This window comes from Ferrovibrio sp. (assembly GCF_964218355.1).
GTDB lineage: Bacteria > Pseudomonadota > Alphaproteobacteria > Ferrovibrionales > Ferrovibrionaceae > Ferrovibrio.
In genome coordinates this window covers 15,397-31,051 of record NZ_CAXPMC010000007.1, presented here as the reverse complement: position 1 = coordinate 31,051, position 15,655 = coordinate 15,397, and the positions used below count along the sequence as shown (strand labels likewise).

Sequence of the window (15,655 nt, the reverse complement as noted above, 5' to 3'; positions counted from 1 at the left end):
AGGCCGCCATCGTCAGGCCGGCTGCATGCGGCGCAGCCAGCGCCGCTCGATGCGGCTGAGCAGCCAGTAGACCGCCGGGTAGACCGCCAGCGACAGCGCCCATTGCGCGATGCGCGGCGCCACCGGCAGCAGGGTCCAGTACAGCAGGCTGATCAGCAGCCAGCCGGCAAGGATCGCCGCCGAGGCGACCAGCGCGAAGGCCGACCAGTTGACCAGGAAGGACGAGCCGAGGAAGACCCGGCGCTGCGACACGCCGAGTTCATGGGCCAGCAGCAGCATCATGGCATTCAGCCCGACCGGACCGCCGCTCAGCAGGTCGATGGCGAGGCCGATCAGGAAGGCGCCCAGCATGGTCATCAGGTCGGCGCGGAAGATGCTCCAGTAGAACACCGCCATCAGGGCCAGCGACGGTGCCGCCAGTTCGAGATAGGGCATGCCGAGCGGGGTGAGGCCGATCAGGCCGAGTGCCAGGCTGGACAGCAGCGGCAGGAAGGCGCGCAGGCGGCGGTTGATCTGGGCGAGCAGGTTATGCATGGCGCCGCCCGCTCACGGCAGCCGCGGCTGGCCCGCGGGGAAGCTGTAGGTCTCGGTCGCCTCCAGCCGGGTCTCGTCGAACTGCATGACGCGCAGGAATTCCAGCCGCGCCAGGTCGACGAAGGGCCGCACCCGCACGCCGGCATCGCTGACGGCGACAACCTCGCCGACCGGAATCCCGGCCGGGAACTGGCCGCCGTCGCCGGACGTCACCACGCGCTGGCCGACCGCCGGCTTGGCGGCGCCGGACAGGTATTCCAGCCGCGGCTCGGCGGAATTGTCGCCGGTCAGGACGGCGCGGTGGCCGCCCTCCTGCAGCATCACCGGCAGGCGCGAATTCAGGTCGGTCAGCAGCAGGATGCGGGCGGCGCGCTGGCCGACCTCGGTAACGCGGCCGACATAGCCGCCCTCGCCGAGCGCCGCCTGGCCCTTCTTCAGGCCGTCGCGGGCGCCGACATTGATCAGCGCGGTGCGCACGAAGCCGCCGCCGCCATCGGCGATCACCCGGCCGGTGACATAGGTCTGGCTGACATCGGGGCCGGCGGCCAGCAGGCGGCGCAGGGCGGCATTGTCCTGCTCCAGCCGGCGGGCGACATCCTGCCACTGCAGCAGCCGGGCATTCTCGGTGCGCAGGCGGAAATTCTCGTCATGGACATAGAGGATGTCGTCGACCCAGCCGATCACGGCATTGACCGCGGCCACCGGCTGGGCGATGACGCTGAGCACCGGCTCGACGATGTCGGCCAGCACGGCGCGGGTGCGCTCGACCAGCGGCCGGTCGGTGCGGGTGATCACCACCAGGCCGATGGCAGCGCCGAGCAGCAGCAGGAACGCGAAGCGCTGCAGCAGCGCCCGCAACGGTGCCGCGACCCACGCGCTTCTGCCTGTCCGTCCCCGCATTCCGCCCCTCGCCTAGGCTACTCCGTGATGCCGTGCCGCCCGGTATCCCTCCGGATCAGTACGGCGGGTTGTACAGAACGTGCTTGAGCGTCTTCATCTCCTCGAGCGCGCGGCCGGTGCCCAGCGCCACACAGGAGAGCGGCTCGTCGGCGATCGACACCGGCAGGCCGGTGGCGTGCCGCAGCACGAGATCGAGATTGCCCAGCAGTGCGCCGCCGCCGGTGAGCACGATGCCCTTGTCGACGATGTCGGCGGCCAGTTCCGGCGCCGTGTGTTCCAGTGCGACCTTCACCGCCTCGACGATGGCGCCGACCGGTTCAGCCAGGCTTTCGGCGATCTGGCGCTGGTTGATCACCAGCTCCTTCGGCACGCCGTTCATCAGGTCGCGGCCCTTGATCTCCATCGACAGGCCGTTGCCGTCTTCCGGCGGCGCCGCCGAGCCGATCTGCTTCTTGATGCGCTCGGCCGAGGCCTCGCCCACCAGCAGGTTATGGTTGCGGCGGATATAGGCGATGATCGCCTCGTCCATCTTGTCGCCGCCGACGCGCACGCTGCGCGAATAGACGATGCCGCCGAGCGAGAGGACGGCCACCTCGGTGGTGCCGCCGCCGATATCGACCACCATCGAGCCGGTCGGCTCGGTCACCGGCAGGCCGGCGCCGATCGCGGCGGCCATCGGTTCCTCGATCAGGAAGACCCGGCGGGCGCCGGCCGATTCGGCCGAATCCATGATGGCGCGGCGCTCGACCGCGGTGGAACCCGAGGGCACACAGATGATCACCTGCGGCGAGGCGAAGCTGCGGCGGTTATGCACCTTGCGGATGAAGTGCTTGATCATCTCCTCCGCCACCTCGAAATCGGCGATGACGCCGTCGCGCAGCGGCCGGATGGCCTCGATGTTGCCCGGGGTGCGGCCCAGCATCTGCTTGGCCTCGTCGCCGACGGCCAGAACCTGCTTTTTTCCGCGGTTATTGGTGATGGCGACGACGGACGGCTCGTTGAGCACGATGCCGCGGCCCTTCACGTAGACCAGGGTATTGGCCGTGCCGAGGTCGATGGCCATATCGGCCGACATGAAACCCATCAAACGCGAGAACATCGAACAGTCACCTCACCAACCGGGATATCGCGCCGTTATCGCCTCGGCCCCGGACCAGCGCAAGGCCCGGACCCCATATTTTCCGCATGTTTCCTGCTGTCCGCCCCATTCAGGCACTCAGCGCCGCCGGCGCGGTCTTTTCCCGCTTCACCAGCAGCTTGTTCAGCGCGTGGATATAGGCCCGGGCGCTGGCCACCAGGGTATCGGCATCGGCGGCCTGGCCGTTGACGGTCTTGCCGGCCTCCTCCAGCCGGACGGTGACCTCGGCCTGGGCATCGGTGCCCTGGGTGACGGCATGGACCTGGTAGAGCTGCAGCCCGGCCTGGTGCGGCACCAGGGCCTTGATGGCGTTGAAGGTGGCATCCACCGGGCCGTTGCCGGTGGCCTTGACCGATTTCGCCGTGCCGTCGATCTCCAGCTCCAGTTCGGCCGATTGCGGCCCCTTCGAGCCGGCGATCACCTGCAGGCTGACGAAGCGGATGCGGTCGTTGCCCTGGGCCACGGTGTCGTCGACCAGGGCGACGAGGTCCTCGTCGAAGACCTCCTTCTTGCGGTCGGCCAGGTCCTTGAAGCGCACGAAGGCATCGTTGACCTGGTTGTCGGCAAGCTGGAAGCCGAGTTCCTCCAGCTTCTTGCGGAAGGCATGGCGGCCGGAATGCTTGCCCATCACCAGGGTCGAGCGGTTCAGGCCGACCGATTCCGGCGTCATGATCTCGTAGGTGCCGGCATGTTTCAGCATGCCGTCCTGGTGGATGCCGCTTTCATGGGCGAAGGCATTGGCGCCGACGATCGCCTTGTTCGGCTGCACGACGAAGCCGGTGACGGCGGAAACCAGCCGCGAGGCCTTCATGATGTCGGTGGTCTTGATCCCGGTCTCGAAGGCCATCGCATCGGGCCGCGTGCGCAGGGCCATCACGATCTCTTCCAGCGCGGCATTGCCGGCACGCTCGCCAAGGCCGTTGATGGTGCATTCCACCTGCCGCGCGCCGCCCTGCACGGCGGCCAGCGAATTGGCGACCGCCAGGCCGAGATCGTTGTGGCAATGCGCGGAAAACCTGGCTTTATCGCTGTTCGGGATGCGCTCGATCAGGGTACGCATCAGCGCCGTGTATTCCTCCGGCACCGTGTAGCCGACGGTATCGGGCACGTTGATGGTGGTGGCGCCGGCCTTGATCGCGCTCTCGATCAGGCGGCAGAGGAAATCGACATCCGAGCGGGTGCCGTCCTCGCAGCTCCATTCGACATCGTCGCACAGGTTGCGGGCATGGGTGACGCTGTCGATCACCGCCTGGTGCACCGCGTCGGGCTCCATCTGCAGCTTGAACTTCATGTGCAGCGGCGAGGTCGAGATGAAGGTGTGGATGCGCGCGCGCTTCGCCGGCTTCAGCGCTTCCCAGGCGCGGTCGATATCTTTCCTGCCGGCGCGGCTGAGGCCGCAGACGGTGGAATTCTTCACGCGCTTGGCGATCTCGTTGACCGCCTCGAAATCGCCGTTCGACGCGATCGGAAAACCGGCCTCGATCACATCGACGCCCATGCCTTCGAGCACGGCGGCGATTTTCAGTTTTTCTTCCAGATTCATCGAGGCACCCGGCGACTGTTCGCCGTCGCGCAGGGTGGTATCGAAAATGATCACGCGCTCGCGCGCCGGCTGGTTGGTGCTGGCCATGTCACACGCCCTTTCCCGGCCCGCCCGCCGGAAGGGTCCGCCGGGCCGGCCGATTCTGCCGCAGTTTCCGTGCTTTAACCATAGTGTACACGCTTCGGCCCAATTCGATCAAAGGGCGAAAAGCTTCGCCGGGACATGGACTTACGCCGTCACTTTGCGCCGTCATGCTTAACAGTCGGTGAATTCCCCGCCAATCCGGGGGAATATGTCCAATAGGTTGAAAAAACGGCAATATCCGGGCGGCCCGGTCAGGCCGGCGCAGCATCCGCCCCGACCGCCGGCGGCTCCCCGCCCAGCACCTGCCCGGCCAGGGCCTGCATTTCCGGCGACAGCGGGTACATATGGGCATATTGCAGGATCTGCTTGGCGACCAGCCTGAGGCGGTTCTCGAAGCTCAGCAGCGGCATGGTGCCCAGCAGCGGCTCGTTGAACGGCGCGATGTCGCCGCGCTGGAATTCCAGCGCCATGCTCATGCGCGGCCGCTCGGCAAACGGGCTGGACTGCGCCCCCCAGTGCAGCACCGCCTGGTTCCAGATGAAGAAATCGCCGGGCAGGCCCGGCAGGGCGCGCACTGCCGGGAAATCGATCCGCTGGACCGCCTCGTCCGCCGTCCCGTAGACCGGGTCGCGGTTGGCCGGCAGGATATACATGCAGCCATTGAGCGGCGAGGCCTCGGTCAGCGGCACCCACATGGTCAGCGACAGCGGCGAACCGTCCGCCGCCAGGGCCCGGCGGCCCTTGTCCCGGTGCGGCCGCCAGCCGGCCTCGCCGGCGCCGGGATCGACATGCCAGGCCCAGAAATCCGGCAGCACCTGATAGCCAGCGCCCAGGAACATCTCCAGCAAAGGATGCTGGCGGTAGAAGACGGCCCAGGCCTCGTCGAACAGGAAGACGAAGACCGGCGGAATCTTCCGCGCCACGCAGCGTTCGATGGCGCGCGACAGGCGGCCCGCCAGGTCGGCCAGCTCCTCGTCATGCTCCTGGAAATAGCCTTCCAGCCGCATCCGCTGCGCCGCCCGCATCGCCGGCTCGTTGCGCAGCGCCCGCACCCGGAAGGTGCCGGCCAGGCGGCCGCGGATGGTGAGCTCCGGAAACATCCCGCGCCAGAAATCCTCGCGCGCCAGATTGCGGGCGAGGTCCGGCGCCGGGCGGCCGGCTGACGGGAGGGCGGTCTCGGTCATGGGCAGTGCAGTCAGGAAATCCGGCCAAGCCTACGCCAGCCGACAGCCACCGGCCAGTGGCTTCTGCCGCGGCACCGGGCCGCTCATGCCTGGCGATACAGCGTCACCACGCAGGCGCCGCCGAGGCCGAGATTATGCTGCAGTGCGACGCGGGCGCCATCGACCTGGCGGGCCTCGGCGGTGCCGCGCAGCTGGTGGGTCAGCTCGTAGCACTGGGCAAGGCCGGTGGCGCCGAGCGGATGGCCCTTGGAGAGCAGCCCGCCGGAGGGATTGGTCACCACGCGACCGCCATAGGTGTTGTCGCCATCGACGACGAAGGCCTCGGCGCCGCCCTCGGGGCACAGCCCGAGCGCCTCGTAGGTGATCAGCTCGTTATGGGCGAAGCAGTCATGCAGCTCGACCACATCCACGTCCCGCGCACCGATGCCGGCCTGTTCGTAGGCCTGGTCGGCCGCCGCCCGGCTCATGTCGGCACCGACCAGCTGCATCATGTCGCGCGCCGCAAAGGTGGAAGGATAATCCGTGGTCATCGCCTGGGCGGCGATCTCGACATCGCGGCGCAGGCCGTGCCGGGCCGCGAAGGCCTCCGAAACCAGCAGAGCGGCGGCCGCGCCGCAGGTGGGCGGGCAGGCCATCAGGCGGGTCATCACCCCGGGCCAGATCGCCGGCGCCTGCATCACGTCGTCGACGCTGACCTCCTGGCGGAACAGCGCCAGCGGATTGTTCTTCGCATGCCGGCTGGCCTTGGCGCGGATGCGGGCGAAGGTGTCGAGCCGGGTGCCGTATTTCTGCATGTGACTGAGGCCGGCACCGCCGAAATAGCGCAGGGCCAGCGGCACGTCGGGCATGCCGACGATGTCGTCGCAGACCGCGTCGAAATCCTCGAACGGGCTCGGCCGGTCGGCATAGACCGATCCGAGCGCACCGGGCTTCATCTGCTCGAAGCCCAGCGCCAGCACGCAGTCGGCGGCGCCGCTGCGAACCGCCTGGCGGGCAAGGAACAGGGCGGTCGAACCGGTCGAGCAGTTGTTGTTGACGTTGACCACCGGGATGCCGGTCATGCCCAGCCGGTACAGCGCCTTCTGGCCGCAGGTGCTGTCGCCGTAGACATAGCCGGCATAGGCCTGCTGCACGGCCTCGTAGCCGAGCCCCGCATCCTTCAGGGCGAGCGCGCCCGCCGCCGCGCCCATCGCGTCATAGGACTGGCTGCTGCCCGGCTTGGCGAACGGGATCATGCCGACGCCGGCGACAAAGACCTTGGCCATGCGGTTTCCTCCGGTTTGCGCAAATCCTAGCCCGAAACCGCCGCAGCACAAACGGAAACGGCCGCCGGATCGCTCCGGCGGCCGCCTGCCGTTACGGTATGCGCAGGCTCAGTTGCTGCGGCCCTTGTCGACCAGCTTGTTCTTGGCGATCCAGGGCATCATGGCACGCAGCTTGGCGCCCACTTCCTCGATCGGGTGCTGGGCCAGCTTGGCGCGGGTCGCCTTGAACGAGGTCTGGTTGACCTTGTTTTCCAGCATCCAGTTGCGGGTGAAGCGGCCGGACTGGATGTCTTCCAGCACCCGCTTCATCTCGGCCTTGGTTTCCGCCGTCACGATGCGCGGGCCGGTGACGTATTCGCCGTATTCGGCGGTATTCGAGATCGAGTAGTTCATGTTGGCGATGCCGCCCTCGTAGATGAGGTCGACGATCAGCTTCACTTCATGCAGGCACTCGAAATAGGCCATTTCCGGCGCATAGCCGGCCTCGACCAGGGTCTCGTAACCGGCCTTGATCAGCTCGACCAGGCCGCCGCAGAGCACCACCTGTTCGCCGAACAGGTCGGTCTCGCATTCCTCCTGGAAGGTGGTCTCGATGATGCCGGCCTTGCCGCCGCCATTGGCCGAGGCATACGAGAGCGCGATCTCGAGCGCGTTGCCCGAGGCGTTCTGGTGCACCGCGACCAGCGACGGCACGCCGCCGCCCTTCAGGTATTCCGAGCGCACGGTATGGCCCGGGCCCTTCGGCGCGATCATGAACACGTCGAGGTCCTTGCGCGGCTCGATCAGGTTGAAATGGATGTTCAGGCCATGGGCGAAGGCCAGCGCGGCGCCTTCCTTCATGTTGTCGCGCAGGTCGTTGTTCCACAGGTCGGACTGGCCCTCGTCGGGGGTCAGCACCATGACGACATCGGCCCATTTGGCGGCCTCGGCCGGGGTCATCACCTTGAAGCCGGCCTCTTCGGCCTTCTTCACGCCGGCCGAACCCTTGCGGAGCGCGACGGCGACGTTCTTCACGCCGCTGTCCTTCAGGTTCATCGCATGGGCATGGCCCTGGCTGCCATAGCCGACGATGACAACCTTCTTGCCCTTGATCAGGTTCAGGTCCGCATCGCGGTCGTAGTAAACGCGCATTGTCGTATCTCCTCAGGAACTGCGTCGTTGTGATCGGATAGAAGAAAAGGTCAGAGGGCGCTCGGGCCGCGGCTGATTGCCACCACGCCGGTGCGCGAGACATCGACCAGGCCGAGCGGCTTCATCAGCTCGACGAAGGCGTTGATCTTCTCCGGCGCCCCGGTCAGCTCGAAAACGAAGGACTGGATGGTGCTGTCGACGGCGCGGGCGCGGAAGATGTCGGCGATGCGCAGGCTTTCGACACGCTTCTCGCCGGTGCCGGCCACCTTGATCAGCGCCAGCTCCCTCGCGATATGCGGGCCCTCGACCGTGAGGTCGTGCACCCCGTGCACCGGCACCAGGCGGCCGAGCTGGGCCTTGATCTGCTCGATCACGGCCGCCGGCCCGGAGGTGACCACGGTGATGCGCGACAGATGCGCGGCATCCGAGACCTCGGCGACGGTCAGGCTCTCGATATTGTAGCCGCGGCCGGAAAACAGGCCGACCACGCGGGCGAGGATGCCGGGCTCGTTGTCGACGAGCACGGACAGGATATGGGACTGGATCGGCTGCTGCGGCGCGGACATGGATGTGGTTCTTCTATCTTGCGGACCGGCCTCAGACGAGGGCCATGCCCTCTTCGCTGACACTGGCGCTGCCCGCATCCTTGGGCTTGTCGCCGGCCAGGATCATCTCGTTATGGGCGGCACCCGAGGGCACCATCGGGAAGCAGTTCTCGGTCTTGTCGACGGCGACATCGACGACGACGGGCCCGTCATGGGCAATCATCTCGCGGATGGTGCCGTCGAGATCGGCCGGATCGGTGACACGCAGGCCCTTGCAGTGGAAGGCCTCGGCCAGCTTGACGAAATCGGGCAGCGATTCCGAATAGCTCTGCGAATAGCGGCCGCCATGCAGGATTTCCTGCCACTGGCGCACCATGCCCATATATTCGTTGTTGAGGATGAACACCTTGACCGGCAGGCGGTACTGCGCCGCGGTGCCCAGCTCCTGGATGTTCATCAGGATCGAGGCCTCGCCGGCGATGTCGACCACCAGCTTGCCGGGATGGCCGAGCTGCACGCCGACCGCGGCCGGCAGGCCGTAGCCCATGGTGCCCAGCCCGCCCGAGGTCATCCAGCGGTTCGGCTTGTCGAACTTGTAGAACTGCGCCGCCCACATCTGGTGCTGGCCCACCTCGGTGGTGATGAAGGTGTCCTGGTCCCGGGTCAGCTCGTACAGCCGCTGGATGGCGTGCTGCGGCTTGATGATCTTGTCGCCCTGGACGTATTTCAGGCAGTCGCGGGCGCGCCACTGGTCGATCTGCGCCCACCAGGCATCCAGCGCCTTCTTCTGCGGCTTGTGGCCGCCCTGCTTCCACGCCTCGATCAGCTGTTCCAGCACGCGGCCGGCATCGCCGACGATGGCGAGGTCGCAATGCACCGTCTTGTTGTGCGAGGACGGGTCGATATCGACATGGATCTTGATCGAATCCGGCGAGAAGGCATTCAGGCGGCCGGTGATGCGGTCGTCGAAGCGGGCGCCGATTGCGATCATCACGTCGCAGTCGTGCATCGCGTGGTTGGCTTCCCAGGTGCCGTGCATGCCCAGCATGCCGAGGAACTGCCGGTCGGTGGCGGGATAGCCGCCCAGCCCCATCAGCGTGTTGGTGACCGGAAAGCCGGTCAGCCTGACCAGCGCCTGCAGCAGCTCGGCCGCCTTCGGGCCGGCATTGATGATGCCGCCGCCGGTATAGAAGATCGGCCGCTTCGCCTTCGCCATCAGCGCGACGGCGTCGCGGATGCTGTCCGGATCGCCCTCGAGGCGCGGCCGGTAGGTCTTGTGGCGCACATTGTCCTTCGGCGTGTAGGCGCCCTGCGCCACCTGCACGTCCTTGGGCAGGTCGATCACCACCGGGCCGGGCCGGCCGCTGGTGGCGACATAGAAGGCCTCGTGCACCACGCGGGCGAGGTCGTCGGCCGACTTCACCAGGTAATTATGCTTGGTGCAGGGCCGGGTGATGCCGGTGGTGTCGCATTCCTGGAAGGCATCGCTGCCGATCAGGTGGGTGGCGACCTGGCCGGTCAGGCAGACGATCGGGATCGAATCCAGCAGCGCGTCGGTCAGGCCGGTGACGGCATTGGTCGCGCCGGGACCGGAGGTGACCAGCACCACGCCGGGCTTGCCGGTCGAGCGGGCATAGCCTTCCGCAGCGTGAACCGCCCCCTGCTCGTGGCGCACCAGCACATGGCGGATGGCATTCTGCTTGAACAGCGCATCGTAGATCGGCAGCACGGCGCCGCCCGGATAGCCGAAGACGACCTCGACGCCCTGATCGACAAGGGCCTTGATCATGATTTCGGCACCGCTCATCTGCTGGTTTGGCATCTGGGCCGGTGCGGGCTGTTTCGCGGACATAACCCACCTTCATATGCGCAAGAGACGGACCCCGCAGACAGGCGCTCCGGGGACGGACTGGGACTCAAGCGGCCGGGAAACGGGTCCCCGGCCGCGAAAAGCGCGCCAACCTAATCGGGCGGTCAAGGGGCGGTCAATAGGTATCTCACAATGAATGGAAAGATTTCTGCCTCAGGGTTGAAATTTTCTTGCCCCGAAAGGTCATTTTCCACAACCAGGTCGGCCGCGAACTGGTGGCGGAACCAGGTGGTCTGGCGTTTCGCGTAGTGGCGGGTGTTGAGCTGGCCCCGGCGGACCGCCTCGTCGCGGCCGATTTCCCCGTTAAGATACTGAACAAGCTCAGGTAATCCATGCGCCTTGCGCATCGGGGCATCGGCCGGCAGGTCGCCGCGGGCGATGACCGCGCGGGCCTCGTCCAGCGCCCCGGCGGCCATCATCGCCTCGAAGCGGCGGTCGATCCGGGCATAGAGCGCGGCCCGCGGCGGCCGCAGCAGCAGGCGGAAGACCGGATTGGGCAAAGGCGGGCTGGGGCTGTCCGCCTGCCAGGCGGCCAGTCCCCGGCCGGTGCCCAGCACCACCTCATACGCCCGCACCAGCCGCTGGCTGTCCCCCGGCATCAGGCGGGCGGCGGTTTCCGGGTCGATGGCCGACAGGGCGAGATGCAGCCCCTCCGGGCCGAGCTGGGCGAGTTTCGCCCGCGCCTCGTCGCGGACCGCCGCCGGGATCGGCGGGATGTCGGCCAGCCCCTCGAACAGGCCGCGCAGATACATGCCGGTGCCGCCCAGCAGGATCGGCAGCCGGCCTTCGGCCACGGTTTCCGCCAGCGCCGCCAGCGCCAGCTGCCGCCACAGGGCGGCTGTGCCGTGCACGGCGCCGTCCAGCACGCCATACAGGCGATGCGGCACCCGCCCCTCTTCCTCCGCGGTCGGCCGGGCGGTCAGGATGCGCAGGTCGCGGTAGACCTGCATGCTGTCGGCATTGATCACCGTGCCGTTGAATCTCTCGGCCAGCGCGATGCCCAGCGCCGACTTGCCGCTGGCGGTGGGGCCGGCGACGACGAGGATCGGGGCAGCCGGGGGCAGGCCCGGTATGGCGGCGGCAGACATGGGCGGCAGGGTAACGGCTGTTGCGCTGCCCCCGCTACGGCCCTAGAACAGAATGATGCAGAACATTCTCACCCTGATCACCGACCCCCGCAACGCCCTGCTGACGCCGCGCGTGACCAATGCCGTGCGCGATGCGCTGGCGCTGGCCCGCGGCAAGGTCGGCCCGGCCGACTGGCTCGATCCGGGCATCGCCTGCGACATCCCGTTCGACAATGTGGCCCCCGCCGAAGCGGTCAAGGCCGCCGCCGGGGCGCTGCGCGGCATGCCGGTCGACATCCTGGTGCTGAACCCGGAGAACCGGCGCAAGCAGGTGCTGGTCGCCGACATGGAATCGACCATCATCCGCAACGAGATGCTGGACGAACTGGCCTTCGAGGCGGAGATCGGCGAGCAGGTGGCCGAAATCACCCGCCGCGCCATGAACGGCGAACTCGATTTCCACGACGCGATCCGCGAGCGGGTCGGCCTGCTGAAGGGCCAGCCGGCCAGCCTGCTGGAAAAGGTGGCCGAGAAGATCCGGCTGATGCCGGGCGCCGCCTCGCTGGTGCGCAGCCTGAAGGAAGCCGGCGTCTACTGCGCGCTGGTCTCGGGCGGCTTCGACATCTACACCGCCCGCATCGCCGAGCAGCTCGGCTTCGACGAGCACCAGGCCAACCATCTCGACATTGCCGATGGCACCATTGCCGGCACGGTGCGCGAGCCGGTCCTGGGCCGCGAGGCCAAGCTGGAAGCGCTGCGCCGCGTGGCAACGCAGAAGGGCATCACGCCGGCCGACTGCCTGGCGGTGGGCGACGGCGCCAACGACCTCGCCATGCTGGGCGAGGCGGGCCTGGGCGTCGCCTTCCACGCCAAGCCAAAGGTGCAGGAAGCGGCGAAGTTCAACATCCGCCACGGCGACCTGACGGCTTTGCTCTATGCGCAGGGCTACCGCCGCGACGAGATCGTCGGACGGTAAGTTACGCCCTCCGGCCCGTCGTTCCCGCGAAAGCGGGAACCCAGCCGTGGCGCCATCCTGACGCCCGCTTCCGCGGGCATGACGAAAAGAGAAATGCCGCCTCAGCGGGCGGTCCAGCCGCCATCGATGGCGATCGCCGTGCCGGTGATCGACTTGGCCATCTCGCCGCACAGGAACAGCGCCAGCGCGGCGACTTCCTCGACCTCGATGAAGCGCTTGTTCGGCTGCGAGGCGAGGATCACCTCGCGGATCACCCTGTCGCGCGGCAGATTATGCGCCTTGGCCTGGTCGTCGATCTGGCCCTCCACCAGCGGCGTGCGCACATAGCCCGGGCAGATCGCGTTCACGGTGATCTCGGTTTCGGCCACTTCCAGCGCCACGCTCTTGGTCAGGCCGATCTGGCCGTGCTTGGCCGAGACGTAAGCCGACTTGAACGGCGAGGCGACGAGGCCATGGGCCGAAACCAGGTTGATGATGCGGCCCCAGTTCTTCCGCTTCATGCCCGGCAGGGCCGCCTTGATGGCATGGAAGCTGGAATTCAGAATGATGTTCTGGATCGCATGCCACTTGGCCTCGGGGAATTCGTCGACCGCCGAGACGAACTGGATGCCGGCATTGTTGACCAGGATGTCGACGCCGCCGAAGGCATCCTCGGCCTTCTTCACATGGGCAGCCACCGCAGCGCCGTCGGCCATGTCGGCATTGTCGTAGAGCACCTTCACGCCGGCCTCGGCGGCGAGCCGGCCGCGGGTCTTCTCGATCTCGGCCTGGTCGCCGAAGCCGCTGAGCATCACGCTGACCCCCTGCCCGGCCAGCGCCGTGGCGATGCCGAGCCCGATGCCGCTGGTGGAGCCGGTGACGATGGCGGATTTGCCTTTCAGCATGAGACGGCCTTTCCTGGCGCGAGATGGGGAAGCGGCCGGAGCCTAGCGGAAAATCCGCCCCCCTGCCTAGCACCGGGCCATCTAGGAAAGGGGCTGGCCCGGCCCCATATGACAGTCTCCCGCCCGCCCCCGGGCCTCCCCCCCGGGGCCTGAGCCTTGCCAGCCCCGGCCCCATGGGATACCCAGATTTGACCGCCTTCAGGGAGTTTTCCACCACATGCTGAACCGTATCATCCTGAACGACGACGAGCCGGAAAAGAACGGCGAGACCAAGGACAAGGAGAAGTTCCCGGTCCTCGGCGAGCGCCTGTTCAAGGCCCGCACCATCCTGATCTATGGCGGCATCGACCAGAAGCTGGCCGAGAAGGTCTCCGCCCAGCTGCTGGCCCTGCAGGCGGCCGGCGACGAGCCGGTCACCATCTTCATCAACAGCCAGGGCGGCCATGTCGAATCCGGCGACACGATCTACGACATGATCAAGTTCGTGAAGCCGGCGGTGCGGGTGGTCGGCACCGGCTGGGTCGCCTCCGCCGGCGCACTGATCTATGCCGCGGCCAAGAAAGAAAACCGCTTCAGCCTGCCGAACACCCGCTTCCTGCTGCACCAGCCGTCCGGCGGCGCCGGCGGCACCGCGTCGGACGTGGCGATCCAGGCCAAGGAAATCATCCGCATGCGCAAGCGGCTGAACGAGATCTTCGCCCGCGAGACCGGCCAGCCGGTGGAGCGGATCGAGAAGGATACCGACCGCGACCACTGGATGAGCGCCGAGGCCGCCGTGGAATACGGCCTGGTCGGCAGGATCGTCAGCTCGGCCGCCGAACTGGAATAACCGGCACCGTCCGGACATCAAATGAAAAAGGCCGGCTGCAAAGCCGGCCTTTTTTGCTTCTCTTCTTGTCATGCCCGGGCCCGACCCGGGCATCCCGTTTTGAAACGGGGCCCTGGGATCAAGTCCGGGGGCGACAACAGAACCCTTACGACTTCGGCGGACCTATGACTTCAGGGGCCCTTACGACTTCAGCGGAACCGGCACGAAGCGCGGCTCGCCCGAGCGCTGGATCTGCAGCAGGGCGACCTTGCGCTTGGCGTCCTTCAGGGCCTTCAGCATCTCGGCCACATCGTCGGGATTGCGCACCTCCGACTGCGACACCTCGATGATCACGTCGCCGGCGCGCACATCGCGCTTGGCCGCCGGCCCTTCCGGGTCGACATCGGTGATCACCACGCCCTTGACGTCGTCCTTGATGTCGTACTGCCTGCGCAGCTCCTTGCTCAGCGGCGCCACCCGCAGGCCGAGATCGGCCAGATCGGTCTCGTTCTTGCCGGCCTTGCTGCGGGCGGTGTCGTCCTTGCCGCGGGTCTCGGCCCGCGCCGTCGCCAGCGCCGCCTCCAGCTCGCCGAGGGTGGCGCGCACGCTGTTGCGCTTGCCCTTGCGGATGATCTCGATGGCAACGGTGCGGCCGACCGCGATTTCTGCCACCGCGCGGGTCAGCGCATTGGTGCTGGGCACCGGGCGGCCGTCGACGCCGACGATCACGTCGCCGGATTCGATGCCGGCCTTCTCTGCCGGGCCGCCGGGGATCACCTTGGCGACCAGGGCACCGCGGGCTTCCTTCAGGCCCAGCGCCTCGACCATCTCGTCGGTGACCGACTGGATCTGCACGCCGAGCCAGCCGCGCCGGGTGCGGCCGAACTCGATCAGCTGCTGCACCACCGGCCGCGCCAGGTTGGCCGGCACGGCGAAGCCGATGCCGATCGAGCCGCCCGACTGCGAGAAGATCGCGGTGTTGATGCCGATCACGTCGCCGGCCTTGCTGAACAGCGGGCCGCCGGAATTGCCCTTGTTGATCGAGGCATCGGTCTGGATGAAGTCGTCGTAGCGGCCGGCATTGATGTCGCGGCCGCGGGCCGAGACGATGCCGGCGGTGACCGTGCCGCCCAGCCCGAAGGGATTGCCGATCGCCAGCGTCCATTCGCCGACGCGCAGCTTGTCGGAATCGCCCCAGGAAACCGCGGTCAGCGGCTTCTTCGGTTCGACCTTGAGCACGGCAAGGTCGATCTCCGGGTCGCGGCCGACGATCTTGGCCTCCAGCTCGGTATTGTCATGCAGGATGACCCGCACCTGGTCGGCCTCGGCGATCACGTGGTTGTTGGTCACCACATAGCCGCGGGCATCGACGATGAAGCCCGAACCCAGCGACGAGACCTGGCGCGGCGGGCCCTTGCCGCCGCCCTCGCGCTGCTGGCGCTCGAAGAAATCCTTGAAGAATTCCTCGAAGGGCGAGCCGGGCGGGAATTGCGGCATGCCGTCGGGCACGCTGCCGGCCTTCACCGTCTGGGTGGTCGAAATGTTGACCACCGCCGGCAGCAGCTTTTCGGCCAGGTCGGCGAAATCGCCTTCCGGCGGCCGCGCCTGGGCGGCCGGGCCGAAGCCGATGCCCAGCGCCAGCACGAGGGCAACCGCCATGGCCGGCAGGCGCCCGGACTTGCGGATGGCTCCGCGCTGCAGGATGGTCGTCATCTCACCTACCTCC

General features: G+C 67.5%; 14 protein-coding genes. 2 read left to right on the top strand and 12 right to left on the bottom strand.

Features of this window, described 5'->3' with window-relative positions; all coding sequences use genetic code 11:
- Positions 1–12 precede the first annotated feature (12 nt).
- The 10 genes from mreD to miaA form a co-directional block, all read right to left on the bottom strand.
- Positions 13–534 (bottom strand): rod shape-determining protein MreD, encoded by a 522-nt coding sequence (gene mreD / locus ACEQZY_RS02765; protein ID WP_341703389.1) that lies wholly within the window; start codon positions 532–534, stop codon positions 13–15.
- 12 nt (positions 535–546) lie between these two features.
- On the bottom strand, positions 547–1,434 hold the full coding sequence (mreC, locus tag ACEQZY_RS02760) for a rod shape-determining protein MreC (RefSeq protein ID WP_341703390.1): 888 nt from the start codon (positions 1,432–1,434) through the stop codon (positions 547–549).
- 55 nt (positions 1,435–1,489) lie between these two features.
- Positions 1,490–2,533: a rod shape-determining protein gene (locus ACEQZY_RS02755; protein WP_298725991.1), complete on the bottom strand. Its 1,044-nt coding sequence runs from the start codon at positions 2,531–2,533 to the stop codon at positions 1,490–1,492.
- Between the two features lie 109 nt (positions 2,534–2,642).
- On the bottom strand, positions 2,643–4,202 hold the full coding sequence (locus ACEQZY_RS02750; protein ID WP_341703391.1) for a 2-isopropylmalate synthase: 1,560 nt from the start codon (positions 4,200–4,202) through the stop codon (positions 2,643–2,645).
- A gap of 248 nt (positions 4,203–4,450) precedes the next feature.
- Positions 4,451–5,383, bottom strand: coding sequence for a phytanoyl-CoA dioxygenase family protein (locus ACEQZY_RS02745; protein WP_370152083.1), 933 nt, complete (start codon positions 5,381–5,383; stop codon positions 4,451–4,453).
- Positions 5,384–5,466: 83 nt separating this feature from the next.
- A complete protein-coding gene (locus tag ACEQZY_RS02740; RefSeq protein ID WP_341703393.1) occupies positions 5,467–6,648 on the bottom strand; it encodes a lipid-transfer protein in 1,182 nt (393 codons plus the stop codon).
- Positions 6,649–6,756: 108 nt separating this feature from the next.
- Positions 6,757–7,779, bottom strand: coding sequence for a ketol-acid reductoisomerase (gene ilvC / locus ACEQZY_RS02735; protein ID WP_341703394.1), 1,023 nt, complete (start codon positions 7,777–7,779; stop codon positions 6,757–6,759).
- A 50-nt stretch (positions 7,780–7,829) separates the two neighbouring features.
- Positions 7,830–8,345, bottom strand: coding sequence for an acetolactate synthase small subunit (ilvN, locus tag ACEQZY_RS02730; protein ID WP_341703395.1), 516 nt, complete (start codon positions 8,343–8,345; stop codon positions 7,830–7,832).
- A gap of 31 nt (positions 8,346–8,376) precedes the next feature.
- Positions 8,377–10,176, bottom strand: a complete 1,800-nt coding sequence (locus ACEQZY_RS02725) for an acetolactate synthase 3 large subunit (protein WP_370152080.1) — start codon at positions 10,174–10,176, stop codon at positions 8,377–8,379.
- Positions 10,177–10,298: 122 nt separating this feature from the next.
- Positions 10,299–11,282 carry a tRNA (adenosine(37)-N6)-dimethylallyltransferase MiaA gene (gene miaA, locus ACEQZY_RS02720; RefSeq protein ID WP_341703396.1) on the bottom strand — a complete coding sequence of 328 codons (984 nt, stop codon included), beginning with the start codon at positions 11,280–11,282 and terminating at the stop codon, positions 10,299–10,301.
- Between the two features lie 52 nt (positions 11,283–11,334).
- On the opposite strand from miaA, the gene serB reads away from it, so the two are divergent.
- A complete protein-coding gene (gene serB, locus ACEQZY_RS02715; protein ID WP_341703397.1) occupies positions 11,335–12,237 on the top strand; it encodes a phosphoserine phosphatase SerB in 903 nt (300 codons plus the stop codon).
- A 101-nt stretch (positions 12,238–12,338) separates the two neighbouring features.
- Here serB and ACEQZY_RS02710 read toward each other — a convergent pair whose 3' ends face one another.
- Positions 12,339–13,121: a 3-hydroxybutyrate dehydrogenase gene (locus tag ACEQZY_RS02710; protein ID WP_341703398.1), complete on the bottom strand. Its 783-nt coding sequence runs from the start codon at positions 13,119–13,121 to the stop codon at positions 12,339–12,341.
- A 217-nt stretch (positions 13,122–13,338) separates the two neighbouring features.
- Between ACEQZY_RS02710 and ACEQZY_RS02705 the strand changes: the two genes are divergently transcribed.
- A complete protein-coding gene (locus ACEQZY_RS02705) occupies positions 13,339–13,950 on the top strand; it encodes an ATP-dependent Clp protease proteolytic subunit (protein ID WP_341703399.1) in 612 nt (203 codons plus the stop codon).
- 180 nt (positions 13,951–14,130) lie between these two features.
- On the opposite strand, the gene ACEQZY_RS02700 is transcribed toward ACEQZY_RS02705, so the two are convergent.
- Positions 14,131–15,642 (bottom strand): DegQ family serine endoprotease, encoded by a 1,512-nt coding sequence (locus ACEQZY_RS02700; protein WP_341703400.1) that lies wholly within the window; start codon positions 15,640–15,642, stop codon positions 14,131–14,133.
- Between the last annotated feature and the right edge of the window lie 13 nt (positions 15,643–15,655).

Bases quoted from the DNA above. Each gene is read 5' to 3' on its own strand.
- ilvN (WP_341703395.1), bottom strand. From the start codon at position 8,345: ATGTCCGCGCCGCAGCAGCCGATCCAGTCCCATATCCTGTCCGTGCTC.
- mreD (WP_341703389.1), bottom strand. From the start codon at position 534: ATGCATAACCTGCTCGCCCAGATCAACCGCCGCCTGCGCGCCTTCCTG.
- serB (WP_341703397.1), top strand. From the start codon at position 11,335: ATGATGCAGAACATTCTCACCCTGATCACCGACCCCCGCAACGCCCTG.
- ACEQZY_RS02725 (WP_370152080.1), bottom strand. From the start codon at position 10,176: ATGTCCGCGAAACAGCCCGCACCGGCCCAGATGCCAAACCAGCAGATG.
- mreC (WP_341703390.1), bottom strand. From the start codon at position 1,434: ATGCGGGGACGGACAGGCAGAAGCGCGTGGGTCGCGGCACCGTTGCGG.
- ACEQZY_RS02700 (WP_341703400.1), bottom strand. From the start codon at position 15,642: ATGACGACCATCCTGCAGCGCGGAGCCATCCGCAAGTCCGGGCGCCTG.
- ACEQZY_RS02745 (WP_370152083.1), bottom strand. From the start codon at position 5,383: ATGACCGAGACCGCCCTCCCGTCAGCCGGCCGCCCGGCGCCGGACCTC.
- ACEQZY_RS02705 (WP_341703399.1), top strand. From the start codon at position 13,339: ATGCTGAACCGTATCATCCTGAACGACGACGAGCCGGAAAAGAACGGC.
- ACEQZY_RS02750 (WP_341703391.1), bottom strand. From the start codon at position 4,202: ATGGCCAGCACCAACCAGCCGGCGCGCGAGCGCGTGATCATTTTCGAT.
- ACEQZY_RS02755 (WP_298725991.1), bottom strand. From the start codon at position 2,533: ATGTTCTCGCGTTTGATGGGTTTCATGTCGGCCGATATGGCCATCGAC.
- ilvC (WP_341703394.1), bottom strand. From the start codon at position 7,779: ATGCGCGTTTACTACGACCGCGATGCGGACCTGAACCTGATCAAGGGC.
- miaA (WP_341703396.1), bottom strand. From the start codon at position 11,282: ATGTCTGCCGCCGCCATACCGGGCCTGCCCCCGGCTGCCCCGATCCTC.
- ACEQZY_RS02710 (WP_341703398.1), bottom strand. From the start codon at position 13,121: ATGCTGAAAGGCAAATCCGCCATCGTCACCGGCTCCACCAGCGGCATC.
- ACEQZY_RS02740 (WP_341703393.1), bottom strand. From the start codon at position 6,648: ATGGCCAAGGTCTTTGTCGCCGGCGTCGGCATGATCCCGTTCGCCAAG.